This is a genomic window from Mycetocola sp. Y171 (assembly GCF_056713165.1).
On the sequence record NZ_JBWYGX010000002.1, the window covers coordinates 586443 to 600806 of the forward strand.

General features: G+C 66.6%; 13 protein-coding genes. 9 read left to right on the forward strand and 4 right to left on the reverse strand.

The annotated features are described in order from the left end of the window. Positions 1-13 precede the first annotated feature (13 nt). The gene (locus AC1M2K_RS12550; RefSeq protein ID WP_480241249.1) at positions 14-2611 is read right to left on the reverse strand and encodes an ATP-binding protein; all 2598 of its coding nucleotides are present in this window, start codon (positions 2609-2611) and stop codon (positions 14-16) included. A gap of 159 nt (positions 2612-2770) precedes the next feature. Here AC1M2K_RS12550 and AC1M2K_RS12555 point away from each other — a divergent pair, with 159 nt between their 5' ends. From AC1M2K_RS12555 to dprA, 4 genes are all read left to right on the forward strand, one after another. After that, complete coding sequence (locus AC1M2K_RS12555) at positions 2771-4048, forward strand: low temperature requirement protein A (RefSeq protein ID WP_480236800.1); 1278 nt, start codon at positions 2771-2773, stop codon at positions 4046-4048. Between the two features lie 99 nt (positions 4049-4147). Further along, entirely contained in the window at positions 4148-4504 is a 357-nt protein-coding gene (locus AC1M2K_RS12560; protein ID WP_480241250.1) for a YraN family protein, read from the forward strand. Continuing rightward, positions 4504-6033, forward strand: coding sequence for a YifB family Mg chelatase-like AAA ATPase (locus AC1M2K_RS12565; protein WP_480241251.1), 1530 nt, complete (start codon positions 4504-4506; stop codon positions 6031-6033). The genes AC1M2K_RS12560 and AC1M2K_RS12565 overlap by 1 nt, the downstream gene beginning before the upstream one ends. Before the next feature lies 1 nt (position 6034). Further along, positions 6035-7276 carry a DNA-processing protein DprA gene (gene dprA / locus AC1M2K_RS12570; RefSeq protein ID WP_480241252.1) on the forward strand — a complete coding sequence of 414 codons (1242 nt, stop codon included), beginning with the start codon at positions 6035-6037 and terminating at the stop codon, positions 7274-7276. Positions 7277-7282: 6 nt separating this feature from the next. Here dprA and AC1M2K_RS12575 read toward each other — a convergent pair whose 3' ends face one another. Then, entirely contained in the window at positions 7283-7858 is a 576-nt protein-coding gene (locus AC1M2K_RS12575; protein ID WP_480241253.1) for a dihydrofolate reductase family protein, read from the reverse strand. Between the two features lie 109 nt (positions 7859-7967). On the opposite strand from AC1M2K_RS12575, the gene AC1M2K_RS12580 reads away from it, so the two are divergent. Next, positions 7968-8879 (forward strand): tyrosine recombinase XerC, encoded by a 912-nt coding sequence (locus AC1M2K_RS12580; RefSeq protein ID WP_480241254.1) that lies wholly within the window; start codon positions 7968-7970, stop codon positions 8877-8879. Between the two features lie 34 nt (positions 8880-8913). On the opposite strand, the gene AC1M2K_RS12585 is transcribed toward AC1M2K_RS12580, so the two are convergent. Beyond that, positions 8914-10188: a DUF2254 domain-containing protein gene (locus AC1M2K_RS12585; protein WP_480241255.1), complete on the reverse strand. Its 1275-nt coding sequence runs from the start codon at positions 10186-10188 to the stop codon at positions 8914-8916. Between the two features lie 42 nt (positions 10189-10230). Further along, complete coding sequence (locus AC1M2K_RS12590; protein ID WP_480241256.1) at positions 10231-10764, reverse strand: peptidoglycan DD-metalloendopeptidase family protein; 534 nt, start codon at positions 10762-10764, stop codon at positions 10231-10233. 303 nt (positions 10765-11067) lie between these two features. Here AC1M2K_RS12590 and rpsB point away from each other — a divergent pair, with 303 nt between their 5' ends. From rpsB to frr, 4 genes are all read left to right on the forward strand, one after another. Further along, a complete protein-coding gene (gene rpsB, locus AC1M2K_RS12595; protein WP_480236792.1) occupies positions 11068-12021 on the forward strand; it encodes a 30S ribosomal protein S2 in 954 nt (317 codons plus the stop codon). 24 nt (positions 12022-12045) lie between these two features. Beyond that, positions 12046-12873 carry a translation elongation factor Ts gene (gene tsf / locus AC1M2K_RS12600; RefSeq protein WP_480236791.1) on the forward strand — a complete coding sequence of 276 codons (828 nt, stop codon included), beginning with the start codon at positions 12046-12048 and terminating at the stop codon, positions 12871-12873. A gap of 126 nt (positions 12874-12999) precedes the next feature. Next, entirely contained in the window at positions 13000-13716 is a 717-nt protein-coding gene (gene pyrH, locus AC1M2K_RS12605) for a UMP kinase (RefSeq protein ID WP_480236790.1), read from the forward strand. Between the two features lie 75 nt (positions 13717-13791). Beyond that, positions 13792-14346, forward strand: coding sequence for a ribosome recycling factor (gene frr / locus AC1M2K_RS12610; protein WP_480241257.1), 555 nt, complete (start codon positions 13792-13794; stop codon positions 14344-14346). Positions 14347-14364 lie beyond the last annotated feature (18 nt).

The following is a 14364-nucleotide window of genomic DNA, read 5'->3' on the forward strand; positions in this document are numbered from 1 at the left end:
CCCGGTGTGACGGTCAGTCCGCGTGCAGGGCGTAGACGACGGCTTCGTCGATCGACAACGCTTCGCCCTCCGAACGGACCTTCTCCAGCGCTTCCGCGTCCTCGCCGGCGAGGAGAGGGGCCAGGTACCGTTCGTGGAACGAGAACCGGTTCGCTCCGTAGAGTCCGGTCTGCTTCCGGAGCTCGTCCGCCGCGTGGAGCAGCCGCCCGGCGCGTTTCAGCTCCCGCCCGGCCGCCGCGATGGCGGTCAGTCCTTCGAGCCCGTAGACGACCCCCTCGGCATGCCCGATGTGTGCGGCCGTCTCGAGGCTCTCCTCGAAGAGCATGCGTGAGTCGACGTTCTTTCCGTTCACGAACTGCGCCCAGCCGAGGTGCTGAAGCGCGACGGTCGTGCCGAGATCGTCGTGGCCCTTCCTGGTCAGGGTGAGGCTCTGCTGGAAGTGCCTGATCGCCTCGGGAACGGCGTCCTGCATCAACGCGAGACGGCCGAGGGTGACGAGGGCCATCGATTCGCCCCAGCGGTAGCCCGCGTTCCGAAGCAGCTGGACGCTCCGCTCCAGTGACTGTTCTGCGCGGGCGGTGTCCGGCTTCCGATCGGCGACGACCGCGAGAGCCAGGAAGATCAAGGCGAATCCCTCCCCGACCCGGTCGTCGATGTGACGGAACAGGTCGACGCTCTCGGCGAGGCCTGGAACGACGCGGTCGTTGGCCTCGTGCCAGAGCAGGATCGATCGAGTGAAATACAGTGCGATCGCCCTCGTGCGCTCGGGCAGCGGCTCTTCGCCGGCGAGTACCTCCTCCATCCAGGCCCGAACTTCGCCGAGGAGGCCACCGACCCACCAGTAGATGAGGAGGCACCAGGTGAACTGGGCGACCGTGACCATGTCCTTCGAATCGAGCAGGTAGCGAGCCGCGGCCCGGAGGTTGTCCCTGTCGTCGTTGAGCAGCGCGATCACGTCGCGCTGCCTGGTGCCTTCGAGGTCGTCCTCGAGTTCTGACGCGAGCCGGATGAAGTACCGTGCGTGAGCGGCCCGTGCTGCGTCGAGTTCGCCTGAGGCCTCCAGCTGTTCGAGCGCATACTCCCTGACGGTGGCCAGCATCGAGTAGTAGGGGAGGTCGCCGCGGTCCAGTTCCTGCACCAGGCTGTTGTCGACGAGTACTCCGAGCGCGGTCATCGTGTCCGCCCCTGGTTCCGACACCTCGCCGGCTACGAACTCGACGGCATCCAGCGAGAAACCGCCGGCGAACACGCCGAGCCGGGCCAGCAGGCGCTTCTCGTCCGCGCCGAGCAGCTGGGTGCTCCACTCGATGGTGCTGCGCAGCGCCTGCTGCCGCAACGGCAGGTCCCTCGCGCCGCCGGAGAGCAGCGACAGGCGCCGGTCGAGACGGGACAGGATCGCCGCGGGGGGAAGCATCCGGATCCGGGCGGCGGCAAGTTCGAGGGCCAGCGGGACGCCGTCGAGGGCGACGCAGATGGCGGCGATGGCGTCCACGTTGTCCGCGGTCGCCTCGAAGTCCGGTTTGACCGCTCTGGCACGCTCGACAAAAAGCGCCACGGATGCCGACATCATCGCGTTTCGGGGGCTCAGCGATCGCGCCGTGTCCGGCAGTTCGAGCGGGCCGACCTCGACAGCGTGTTCCCCAGACACGCGGAGAAGGGACCTGCTCGTGACGAGGAATTTCACGTGTGGCGCGACGGAGAGCAGCGCGATGAGGAGCGGTGCGGAGTCGAGCACCTGCTCGAAGTTGTCCATGACGATGAGCATGCGCCGTTCTCGAAGCGCCGTCTTCAGCTTCTCGACCACGGGTTCGTCACCCGTGTCGAGCACCCCAAGCGCCTCGGCGATCGCGTTCGGCACGAGCGCGGCATCCTGCACCGACGAGAGGTCGACGAACGTGACCTCGACGTCGGGGATCGCCTTCGCCCGGTTGGCGACCTCGAGGGCGAGTCGGGTCTTTCCGATGCCTCCGGACCCGATGAGGGTGACCAGGCGGACGGAGGGGCGGCGCAGCAGATCGTCGACACTGTCGATCTCCGCCTCACGACCGATGAGCTCGGTCAGCGCTGCTGGCAGACTTGCCGCCCGGTCACCGAGCACGATCGGGTTCGTCTCGGTGGTCGGGGTCGGCCTGCTCTGGTCGAACCGTTCGGCGAGGAGCGTCGCGAGGTCGGCCTCGATCAGCTTCCTGAGCTCCTGCGGCGTCGCGAAGGTCTTGAATGATGCCCGATCGTCGTCGCGGACGCGGGAGAGCAGGTCGACGAGGCGGGGCTCCCGGTCGGGGGCGGGCTCGCGGATGTAGATCAGCTTCGGGAAGTCAGGGGCGAGGTTGTATTCGTCCTCGAGGCCGGAGACCGCTTCGCCAGGTGCCACCCAGCCGTATCGTTCGGCGTAGATGCCCACGAAGACGTCGCTCTGTTCGAGGTAGGCGCGGTACAGCTCACGGGGCGGATGTGGCCGGGCACCGAGCTCGAACATGACGGGAGCGAGGTGGAGGCGTTCGACCGCCAGGCGCGCGTACTTCCGTTCGATGGCGAGCTCCTTCAGGGTGGAACTGACGAAGACTCGCAACCGATGGTCGGGCGTTCGGATGGCACCCGTGGTGTGCGTCATGAGCACGATTCTGCCGAATCTGACCCGCGCGGTCTAGGCCTCATCTGAGTGACACTCACTTTTCGGGAGTTGCGCGGAGCTTCGCGCGTGTTCCCGCCTCCGCGGACGCGACCGATTCCTGCCTCGATTCCGGTCCTCACGCGTGTCACTATTGTGCACATGGCCGAGATCACCGACCCGCAGAAGCAGCGAGGGCTGAGCCATCGTCTCATCCCGATGACCGGGAGGGACCCCAAGGAATCGCACCGCACGGCGACCCCTCTCGAGCTCCTCTTCGACCTCACCTTCGTCGTCGCGATCGGCACAGCGAGCTCGCAACTCGCCCACCTGCTCGCCGAGGGACACGTGGCATCCGGACTGGGTGCGTTCGCATTCGCGATGTTCGCGATCTGCTGGGCCTGGATCAACTTCTCCTGGTTCGCCTCCGCCTACGACACCGACGACTGGTTCTACCGGATCACCACAATGGTGCAGATGATCGGCGTCATTGTGCTCGCGCTCGGGCTGCCCGCCGTCTTCGAATCCATCGACGAGGGTGAGCACCTGGACAACGGGATCGTCGTCTCCGGCTACGTGATCATGCGCATCGCCATGGTGGCCCAGTGGTTGCGCGCAGCGAAACAGGACCCGGCCAGGCGCAATGTGGCGTTCACCTATGCCGCGTTCATCACTGTGGCCCAGATCGGCTGGATCGCCATGGCCGTCCTGGACACATCGATCGCCCTCGTTCTGGTCGTGGCGCCTGTGCTCTACCTGATCGAGGTCGGGGGGCCGATCGTAGCGGAGTACCGGTATGGCGGCCTCGGGTGGCATCCGCACCACATCGCCGAGCGATACGGACTGCTGACGATCATTGCGCTCGGCGAAGTGATTCTGGGAACGGTCGCCTCGGTCGCCGCGGTGGTCGACGAGCAGGGCTGGAGCGTCGAGGCGGTGCTCGTCGTCGTTGCGGGGGTCGGCATCACGTTCGGGATGTGGTGGAACTATTTCGTGCTCCCGTCCGGCCCGTTGCTGGCGCGCTACCGCGGGCGAAGCTGGGTCTGGGGGTACGGACACATGGTGGTGTATTCCGCCATCGCGGCTACGGGGGCGGGGCTGCACGTCGCCGCGTACGTCGTGGAAGACGTCGCGCACATCGGCGTCGTCGGGGCGGTGCTCGCCGTTGCTGTTCCCGTGCTCATCTTCTGCGCGTCGCTGTTCGCGCTGTACAGCTTCCTGGTCGGGGAGTTCGACCGGTTTCATGTCGGGCTTTTCGTCGGAACGGTCCTCGTTCTCATGCTCTCCGTCGTCCTGGCGGCTGGCGGGGTATCGCTCGGCGTGTGCCTGCTCGTGGTGACCGCTGCGCCGGCGGTGATCGTCATCGGATACGAGGTGCTCGGGCATCAGCACGAGGCTGCCGTGCTGGCGCGGGCGCTGGGGGAGCAGGACGAGGAGTAGCCCTCCACAGTTCGCGCCGCCGTCGCGCGGATCCACAGATCTGGTGAGCCCGCGTCCCTGTCGCAACTCGTCCGACACCATCGGGTGGTGGAGGCGATCATGGCACGTAAGGACGAGCTCGGGCGCAGGGGAGAGGACCTCGCCGCTCACTTCCTCGAGGATGCCGGCTACCGCCTGATCGAACGCAACTGGCGCTGCAGGCAGGGCGAGATCGACATCATCGCCGAGAGGGGCGACACGATCGTCTTCGTCGAAGTGAAGACACGATCGAGCCTCGCGTTCGGGCATCCGTTCGAGGCGATCACGGCGTCGAAACTCGCGCGCCTCCGTGGCCTGGCCGGCGCGTGGTGCGCCGAGCACTCCCCGTCGGCGACCCGCATCCGTCTGGACGCCATCGCCGTGGTCGCACCGCGCGGGCAGCGGCCCCAGATCGAGCACCTCCTGGGCGTGTTCTGATGCCGGTCGGCCGAACCTGGTCTGTTGCCCTCCTCGGCCTCGAAGGTTCGCTCATCGAGGTGGAGGCGGACATCTCGTCGCAGCTGCCCCGGTTCGTGATCATCGGCCTCGCTGACAAGTCGCTCGGCGAAGCGGAGGGCCGCGTGCGGCAGGCGGCGACGAATTCCGGATGCCGGTTGTCCGGCCAGCGGATCACCGTCAACCTGTCGCCGGCGAGCCTTCCGAAGAACGGCTCTGGTTTCGACCTCGCCATCGCCCTGTCCTGCCTGGCTGCAGACGCGGTGGTCTCCAACGAATCGATCGACCGGGTTGTCCACATCGGCGAGCTGGGCCTCGACGGACGGCTCCGGCCGACCCCCGGGATCCTGCCAGCGGTTCTCGCCGCCATGCGCGCGGGCAGGACGACAGTGATGGTTCCGCGCGGGAACGAGGACGAAGCGCGACTGGTCCCCGACATCCGTGTCGTGGGTGTCGCATCCCTCAGGGAGGCGGCGATCTGGCACGGCGCCGAACTCGACCCGATCCCCGTCGACCCCATCCTGCAACCGGAACCAGCCGACGCCGGAAAGCAGGAACCCGACCTCTCCGACGTCGTGGGCCAGGAGGATGCCGTCCAGGCGATGCTCGTTGCCGCAGCGGGCGGACACCACCTGATGATGCTGGGTCCGCCCGGTGCAGGGAAGACGATGCTTGCCGCGCGATTGCCGGGGATCCTGCCCGATCTCACCGTGCCCGAGGCGCTCGACGTGACCTCGATCCGTTCCCTGGGCGGGCAGAGCGTCGGCAGGGGCCTGGCCTTCCGCCCACCGTTCGAGAACCCGCACCACACGGCGACGGCCGCGGCGATCCTCGGAGGGGGCAGCAAAGTCATCCGGCCGGGCGCCGCGGCGCGTTCGGCTCACGGCGTGCTCTTTCTCGATGAGGCGCCTGAGTTCCAGGCGAATGTACTCGACGCACTGCGGCAGCCGCTCGAGTCGGGCACGATCAGCATTCATCGAGCGAACGCGGTCGCCCACTTCCCTGGCAGGTTCCAGCTCGTGCTCGCTGCGAATCCGTGCCCGTGCGGTCAGTACGGTGCGAAGGAGAACACCTGCGTCTGCCCTCCCAGCGCGATCCGGCGCTACCTCGGCCGGGTGTCGGGGCCGCTGATGGACCGCATCGACATCCAGTTGAGGGTGCGGAGGATCACCTCCGCCGAACTGGCGGTGTCCGCGGACGAGGAACGGCTGACGAGTGACGCAGCGCGACGGGTCGTGGCCGAGGCACGCCGGCGGACCGCAGCGCGCCTGGCCGGGACGCCGTGGACGACGAACGGGCAGGTCCCTGGGCCGTGGCTGCGCAGCGGCGACAGGAAGCCGGCGCGATCGGTCACGGCGCCGATCGACCGTGCCCTTGAGCGTGGCGCCATCACCATGCGCGGCTACGACCGCGTGCTCCGCGTCGCATGGACGCTGTGCGACCTCGATGGAACGGACCGGCCGGATGCCACGCAGATCGGCCGGGCGCTGTTCCTGAGGAAAGGGATCTGAGATGACACACCGACCAGGAGGCACACTGTTCGGGCTCGACGCCACCGAGGTGAGAAGCAGCATCGCTCGGGTCGACCCGGCGGGCACCGACACGGACACCGACCCGACGGAGCGCTTCGCCCGCGCCGCGTGGAGCGGGATCGCCGAACCGGGCGACAGCGTCGCGGGATTCCTCGTGTCGGCCGTCGGCGCGTCCGCCGCGCTCACCATGCTCGTCGATCACTGGAGCGTGGATCAGATGACCTCGGTGCTCGACTTTGCCGCCGACCGGGAGGCTCTTGGCACCCAGCTCGAGCGGGCGACGGCACGCTGGCTGCCTCGACTGGACTCGCGGGCGACCCTGCGGCAGCTGACCCTGGCAGCCACGTGCCGGGCCGTCCTCGTCACCCCTGACCATCCGGCCTGGCCAGCCCGCCTCGACGACCTCGGCGCGCATGCCCCTCTGGCGCTCTGGTTGCGTGGCCGGACCGATGCGCTCTATCGCACCACCCGGTCCGTCGCGCTCGTCGGCGCCCGCGCGGCGACCGGGTACGGGGAGCACGTGGCGATGGAAGCTGCCAGCGGTCTGGTCGGCCGTGATTTCACCATCGTGTCCGGTGCTGCGTACGGTATCGACGGGATGGCCCACCGAGCCGCGCTGGCGTCGCAGGGAACGACCGTCGCGTTCCTGGCCGGTGGTGTCGACCGCCCGTATCCGAGCGGGCATTCGGCGCTGATCGACCGGATCATCGATACCGGGGCCGTGGCTTCCGAGGTGCCGTGCGGGGGAGCGCCGTCCAAGTGGAGGTTCCTCCAGCGCAACAGGCTCATCGCGGCTGTCAGCGACGCGACGATCGTGCTCGAGGCCGGCTGGCGTTCCGGTTCACTCAACACCGCGGGCCACGCGGCGGCCATCGGCCGGCCGCTCGGGGCCGTTCCCGGTCCGATCACGAGCGCTGCCTCGGCCGGATGCCATCGTCTGATCCGGGAGTACGGCGCCGTCTGCGTCACGACCGTCGACGAGATGGCCGAACTGGCAGGCGTCGTGCCACCAGGGCCAGACTCGACACCTGCGGAGCGCAGTTCGGATGAAATCAGGGTGCTCGACGCCCTCAGCGTGAGGTCGCCGCGGAGCGCTCCAGACATCGCCGTCCGGTCGGGGTTGCCTGTGGACACCGTCCAGTCGGTGCTCGGGCTTCTCGAACTCGATGATCTCGTCGCCGGCAAGGGCGGCGGCTGGGTCTACCTGCCGCAGCCAGGCTGATGTCGTCTATCGAGAGGTGACGTACTGCGCGATGATCACGCCCGTGGTCGTCGTGACCGACCGCTCGAGGCGGAGATCCGAGCGATCACCGTCGGCGAAGAGTGTGGTCCCTGAGCCGAGCACGATCGGGTGGATCAGCAGGATGTACCTGTCGACGAGGCCCGCTGCGTGCAGCGCCCGGACGAGCTCACCGCTTCCGAGGATGGTGAGGTCAGACTCCTCGCGCAGCGCCCCGACGGTGTCGACGGCCTCACCGGCGAGGAGAGCAGACTCCGGGTAATCGAGCACCGTGTCGGCGGACCGGGATGCGACGTGCTTGCGTGTGCGGGTGAGCACGTCGGTGAACGGGTTCGCGTCTGCCGTTGTGGTCCAGAACCCCAGAAGGTCCTTGTAGGTCCTGTGTCCGAACAGGAGCGCCCCGTCGCCGGACATGCCCTCGCCGGCGAACTGCATCGACACCTCGTCCTGGAACCCGGCAGCCCATCCGCCGTGGACGAACCCGCCCCTCTGGTCTTCATCCGGGCGGCCTGGGGCCTGCATGACTCCGTCCAGCGTGATGCTCTCAAAGGCGGTGATCGACATCGGTGGGTCCTCTCTGACCGTATGCGTCCCAGCCTTCCGCGAAATCGCGCTGGGCCGCAAGCGGGTGAGTCTGCGGCCGAACCAGCCGTCGATGGGGGATTCTGGACGGGTGAAGATCCCCCAGGCTGTCGCGCGCTACGTGGACTATGTCTCCGTCGAGCGCCAGTACTCGGAGGCCACGAGCCGGGCGTACGAGTCCGACCTCGCCGCGTTCACGACGTTCGCGGCAGGACGCGGCATCGACGAGGTGACGGATGTCGACCTCGAGCTGCTGCGGGACTGGCTCTGGCAGTCGTCGCAAGCGGGCCTCGGCTCCGCCACCCTGGCCAGGCGGTCCGCCTCTGTACGTGGCTGGTCGGCCTGGCTCGCACGCAACGGGGAGGTCCCTGTCGACACCGCAGCCAGACTCCGGTCACCGAAGACCGGACGCTCGCTCCCACACGTCGTCCAGCGCACCCAGATGGACGTTCTCCTCGACCGGCTCAGTGAACAGGCCGGCACCGGAGATCCCGTCGCACTGAGGGACGCGGCACTCATCGAACTCCTCTACGCCAGCGGTCTCCGTGTCTCCGAGCTGTGCGGCCTCGACGTCGACGACCTCGACCTCGACCGGCTCACCGTCCGGGTGCTCGGAAAGGGATCGAAAGAACGCGTCGTCCCGTTCGGCGTCCCCGCGCATTCAGCGATCGTCGACTACCTCAGAAGGGCCCGCCCGGCACTTCTCGCACGCAGCACAACACCACCCCCAGCGGTGTTCCTCGGCGCCCGCGGAGGCCGGCTCAACCCTCGCAGCGTCTACAACCTCGTCAGCCGTCTCCTCGCCGGCCTCCCCGGAGGCACGGCATCCGGCCCGCACACGCTCCGTCACACCGCTGCGACCCACCTTCTCGACGGAGGAGCAGACCTCCGTGCCGTGCAGGAACTGCTCGGCCACGCCTCACTCGGCACCACACAGATATACACGCACGTCTCGATGGAGCGGCTGAAGGAGAGCTACCGCACGGCTCACCCGCGGGCATGACCCGAAATGGCGTCCGTCCAGGCAGCCGGCTGGATCACTTCTCGTCGGGGCGCCCTGCGGGCCGGTCATCATCCAGGAACGTCCTCCTGGCGTCGCGCTCGTCATCCATTGCCACCGTCGTGGCGGTCGTGAGAAGGTCGATCTGCTCGTCGATGACCGCTCTGCGTTCGGGCAGCGCAACCCGCCTCAGATCGAGCAATGCTCTTCGCAGTTGCCTCGCCACCTGGGGAGAGCCGGCTCCGGCCATGCGGATCTCATCAAAAGCGAGGTGAACGTACCCGTCCCAGTCCAGCACCCGCACCACCAGCCGCAGCTCACCGTCTTCGTCACTGTACCGACCGTCGGGGAACGGGCGACGGGCGAGTTGCCGCAGAATGTCGTGCAGGCGGTCGATGGCCTGTACTGCGGTCGACGGGTCCTGGAACGGCGAGTCCGACAGCGAACGTTCGGCGATGTCCACCAGCATCCGCACGCCGTACGCAACGTTCTGATCGAGTGTCGGCTCGAACTTGAGCACGATTCCCTCTATCAAACGTTTGTCGTCGAGGGTCGATGCGTCGCCTCGCACGATGAACAGGGGAGCCGATGCCGGCACGAACTCGCCGAGTTCCGGAACCAGCTCCACGACGCATCCCGCCAGCCTCGCCACTTCGACGATGTGTGCATAACCGATCGTCGTGACGACGCCCGATTTGGCGGACACGATCACAGGGTTGGTGCTGTCGATGGATTCCGCGTCGTCTCCTTTGTCGGGGAAGACACGGTCCAGCAGCTTGCGCGTGTCATCGCCGACGAGTTCGATGAGTGCCGAAACGCGAAGGGTCTGGCCGAGGTGCTGCACATAGATGACCAGGACGGCGATGCTCACAACGACCAGCACGAATGCGGTCAATACGGCCACGCCCGGGACAGTGCCTTCCTGGCCGCCGCCACCGGGGTCGACTTCGCGGAGCGCCAGCATCGCGTGCACGAACGTGGCGACGAACAGCCCGATCGCGAACTGGCTGGGTTTGTCCTGCAGGATGCGCTGCACGATCCGCGGCGAGAACTGGCCCATCGCAAGTTGAACCACGACCATGGTGATGGTCAGCACGAGGGCGGCGAGGCTGATCATCGACCCTGCGACCACCGAGAGGATCTCCATCGCGGCATCCGGGCCGCCCACGACCGATTCGGGAACGAGTTGGTAGTCGAAATATCGGTCGACAGCGATCGTGCTCATCGAGAGGATGATGCCGAATGCCACGCAGGCCACGGGCACGAGCCAGAGGCTCTGACGAACGCTTGTCAGGAACCGGGACACCTTCACCCCCTCACGGTACCGCTGCGCGGGGAAACGTCCCAGAGTCAGTTACCGGCCCAACGGGAGGAGGACGGCCCGTTCGATCGTCGCGAGAAGCCCGAGCGGGTTCACGTACTCACCGTGCAGCCGCACGCCGAAGTGCACGCAACGGGCATCGCAGTGGCCGCCGGATGCCACGACCCCGACGGCCTGGCCTGCCCCGACCGCGTCTCCGGCCGCCACGCCGGCAGCCACCGGTTCGATGCTGGAGACGAACCCACCGGCATGCCGTATCGACAGAACGGGCCTGTCGACCACGACACCGGCGAACGAAACCACGCCGTCAGCGGCTGCGAACATCGTCGATCCGGGCGATGCTGCCACGTCGATACCCCGGTGGCCCGCAGCGTACGGCGTCGGAGGAGCCACAAACGGCCTCAGCAGCTGACGCGGTGGAGCAACCGGCCATTCCCACACCCCGGTCGACCCGGACGGCCCGACAGCGGCAGCGGGTGCCGGCCCGAACACGACCAGCGCGAGCACACCCGCGACCGCCAGGATCAGGACGATCGGATGCCTCCGGTTGCGTGACAGGGTTCTCATCCGGGCAAGCCTCCCGCACCGGTCCACACCGAAGCGTGATCGTCCTCGAACGGTGGAGAATCGCGCCGACCGGCAGGGGGAGTGAAGGACCCGGACACCGGCGGCTTCCTGTTATGATTGGGGAAGCATCCCGCATGTCGGGGTGACTACGCGTGCCCATTCGGCCAACACATCCACTCGGTCCTTTCTCTCCGGAGATCGGCGGACGTGCGCCGGGCACCAGGACAAGCGGCCAGTCGGCCGCTTCGAATCAACCGATCGACGCCTGCCCGGTATGGGCGCGTCAGAACAGGAGAACGGCTCATGGCCGTCGTAACCATCCGCCAGCTGCTCGACAGCGGCGTGCACTTCGGGCACCAGACCCGCCGTTGGAACCCGAAGATGAAGCGCTTCATCTTCACCGAGCGTTCCGGCATCTACATCATCGACCTCCAGCAGTCGCTGGGCTTCATCGACAAGGCATACGACTTCGTCAAGGAGACCGTCGCCCACGGTGGAACCATCCTCTTCGTCGGAACGAAGAAGCAGGCACAGGAAGCGATCGCCGAGCAGGCGACCCGCGTCGGCCAGCCGTACGTCAACCAGCGCTGGCTCGGTGGCCTCCTCACCAACTTCCAGACGGTGTCGAAGCGCCTCGCGCGCATGAAGGAGCTCGAGGAGCTCGACTTCGAGGACACCTCGAAGTCCGGCTTCACCAAGAAGGAACTCCTCATCAAGAAGCGCGAGCTCGACAAGCTTCACAAGTCGCTCGGCGGAATCCGCAACCTCACCAAGACGCCGTCGGCGCTGTGGGTTGTCGACACGAAGAAGGAACACCTCGCGATCGACGAGGCCAAGAAGCTCGGCATCCCCGTCATCGGCATCCTCGACACCAACTGCGACCCGGACGAGGTCACCTACCCGATCCCGGGTAACGACGACGCGATCCGTTCCGTCGGCCTGCTTACCCGCATCATCGCGGACGCTGCTGCCGAAGGCCTGATCCAGCGCCACCAGAAGCCCGAAGAGGGTTCAGCCCCCGTCGAGCCGCTCGCGGCCTGGGAAGCAGAGCTCCTCGGCGCCGAAGCCGGCACCGAAGCCACCGAAGCACCGGTCGAGCAGAACGACGCCGACGCTGAGGTTGCCGAGAAGAACGCCGCCATCGCAGAAGACGCACCCGTCGAGGTCGTCGCCGTCGAGAGCGACGAGAAGACCGAAGAGCGCCTCGAAGCTGAAGCGACCGACGCTGAGAAGCAGCCGGCCGCCGACAACAACTAACCCGAACGAGGAGTGCAACAAACCATGGCAAATTTCAATCTTGCTGACGTCAAGGCTCTTCGCGAGCAGCTTGGCACCGGAATGGTCGACACCAAGAACGCCCTCGTCGAAGCCGATGGCGACCTGGAGAAGGCCACAGAGATCCTGCGTCTCAAGGGTGCGAAAGGCAACGCGAAGCGTGCCGACCGCTCCACGAGCGAAGGCCTCGTCGCTGCCAAGGACAACGGTGCGACCACCACGCTGATCGAGCTCGCCTGCGAGACCGACTTCGTCGCGAAGAACGACAAGTTCGTCGCCCTCGCCGAGAAGGTTCTCGACGCTGTCGCAGCTTCGGGCGCCGCATCGATCGAGGAAGCGCTTGCCGCTCCTGCAGGTGACAAGACCGTCGCCCAGCTCATCGACGACGAAGCAGCGATCCTCGGCGAAAAGGTCGAGCTCCGCCGCGTCGCTCTGGTCTCCGGCGAGAAGTTCGCCACGTACCTGCACAAGACGTCGAAGGACCTGCCCCCGCAGATCGGCGTCGTCGTCAGCTACTCGGGAGATGACGCTGAGACGGCTCGCGCCGTCGCGCAGCACATCGCGATGTTCGACCCGCAGTACCTCACCCGTGAGGACGTACCGGCCGAGATCGTCGACAAGGAGCGCGAGATCGTCACCGAGATCTCGAAGAACGAGGGCAAGCCTGAGGCTGCACTGCCCAAGATCGTCGAAGGTCGCCTGACCGGGTTCTTCAAGCAGGTCGCCCTGCTCGAACAGGACTACGCACGCGACAGCAAGGTCCAGGTCAAGAAGGTTCTGGCCGATGCCAAGCTCGACGTGACGGGCTTCGCCCGCTTCAAGGTCGGCGCGTAGGTTCGCCTTGGGAGTCCGGATCACATTGTGATCCGGACTCCTTTTTCATGTGCGCGACGTGTTTCATAGAACCGCGAGCCGGCACACAGTAGTTTTGTCAGGGGTCCACGAAAGGACGATAAACGGATGTCATCAGCCACGAAGAAGCGCAGGGTTCTGCTCAAACTGTCAGGAGAGTCCTTCGGCGCCGGTTCACTCGGTGTGAACCCGGATGTCGTCAGCCAGATCGCGCGTGAAATCGCGGAAGCATCCGCAACCGTTGAAGTGGCGATCGTCGTCGGCGGAGGCAACTTCTTCCGCGGAGCCGAACTCTCCCAGCGTGGAATGGACCGCGGTCGTGCCGACTACATGGGCATGCTCGGCACCGTGATGAACGCCCTCGCGCTCCAGGACTTCCTCGAGCAGGCCGGTGCTGAGACCAGAGTCCAGTCGGCCATCTCCATGACCCAGGTCGCTGAGCCGTACATTCCGCGCCGCGCGGAGCGCCACCTCGAGAAGGGCCGCGTGGTCATCTTCGGTGCCGGCGCAGGCCTGCCTTACTTCTCCACCGATACCGTCGCCGCCCAGCGTGCCCTCGAAATCGACGCCGAGATCGTCCTTCTCGCCAAGAACGGCGTCGACGGTGTCTACACGGCCGACCCGAAACTCGACGCCACCGCGACCCGGATCGACACGATCACCTACCAGGAAGCCCTGCAGACGGGCCTCAAGGTCGTCGACTCGACCGCATTCAGCCTGTGCATGGACAATGCCATGCCGATGCAGGTCTTCGGAATGGAACCGGCGGGCAACGTGACCAAGGCCATCCTCGGCGCGAGCATCGGCACCCTCGTCAGCAACTAGGGCCTCGAGCAGAGGCCAGCGCCACCCGCCCATCTAGAATGGGTGGGGTACACCACGCAACAAGAAGGAGTCGCCGTGATCGCGGATGTTTTGACCGACGCTGGAACCCGCATGGGCAAAGCAGTCGATGTGGCCAAGGAAGACTTCGCCACCGTGCGCACCGGCCGGGCCAACCCCCAGATGTTCCAGAAGATCCTGGTGAACTACTACGGGACGCCGACCCCGCTCGACCAGCTGGCCTCGCTCCAGAACAACGAAGCGCGCACCATCATCGTCAGCCCGTACGACAAGACCGCGCTCAAGGAAATCGAGCAGGCCATCCGCGACGTTCCCAACCTCGGTGCGAATCCGACCAACGACGGCACGATCGTTCGGGTCACCCTGCCCGAGCTGACGGCTGAGCGCCGCAAGGAATACGTCAAGATCGTGCGGAACAAGGGCGAGGACGCCAAGGTGTCCGTCCGCAACATCCGTCGCAAGGCCAAGGACGACCTCGACGCGCTCAAGAGCGAGGTCGGAGATGACGATGTCGCCCGCGGCGAGAAAGAGCTCGAACAGCTCACGAAGAGCCACATCGACGCCATCGACGACGCCCTGAAACGCAAAGAGTCCGAGCTTCTCGAGATCTAGGACCGAACCCTGTGAACG

Excerpts from the sequence above, each read along its gene's own strand:
- AC1M2K_RS12550 (WP_480241249.1), bottom strand. The coding sequence starts at position 2,611 with ATGACGCACACCACGGGTGCCATCCGAACGCCCGACCATCGGTTGCGA.
- AC1M2K_RS12555 (WP_480236800.1), top strand. The coding sequence starts at position 2,771 with ATGGCCGAGATCACCGACCCGCAGAAGCAGCGAGGGCTGAGCCATCGT.
- AC1M2K_RS12560 (WP_480241250.1), top strand. The coding sequence starts at position 4,148 with ATGGCACGTAAGGACGAGCTCGGGCGCAGGGGAGAGGACCTCGCCGCT.
- AC1M2K_RS12565 (WP_480241251.1), top strand. The coding sequence starts at position 4,504 with ATGCCGGTCGGCCGAACCTGGTCTGTTGCCCTCCTCGGCCTCGAAGGT.
- dprA (WP_480241252.1), top strand. The coding sequence starts at position 6,035 with ATGACACACCGACCAGGAGGCACACTGTTCGGGCTCGACGCCACCGAG.
- AC1M2K_RS12575 (WP_480241253.1), bottom strand. The coding sequence starts at position 7,858 with ATGTCGATCACCGCCTTTGAGAGCATCACGCTGGACGGAGTCATGCAG.
- AC1M2K_RS12590 (WP_480241256.1), bottom strand. The coding sequence starts at position 10,764 with ATGAGAACCCTGTCACGCAACCGGAGGCATCCGATCGTCCTGATCCTG.
- rpsB (WP_480236792.1), top strand. The coding sequence starts at position 11,068 with ATGGCCGTCGTAACCATCCGCCAGCTGCTCGACAGCGGCGTGCACTTC.
- tsf (WP_480236791.1), top strand. The coding sequence starts at position 12,046 with ATGGCAAATTTCAATCTTGCTGACGTCAAGGCTCTTCGCGAGCAGCTT.
- pyrH (WP_480236790.1), top strand. The coding sequence starts at position 13,000 with ATGTCATCAGCCACGAAGAAGCGCAGGGTTCTGCTCAAACTGTCAGGA.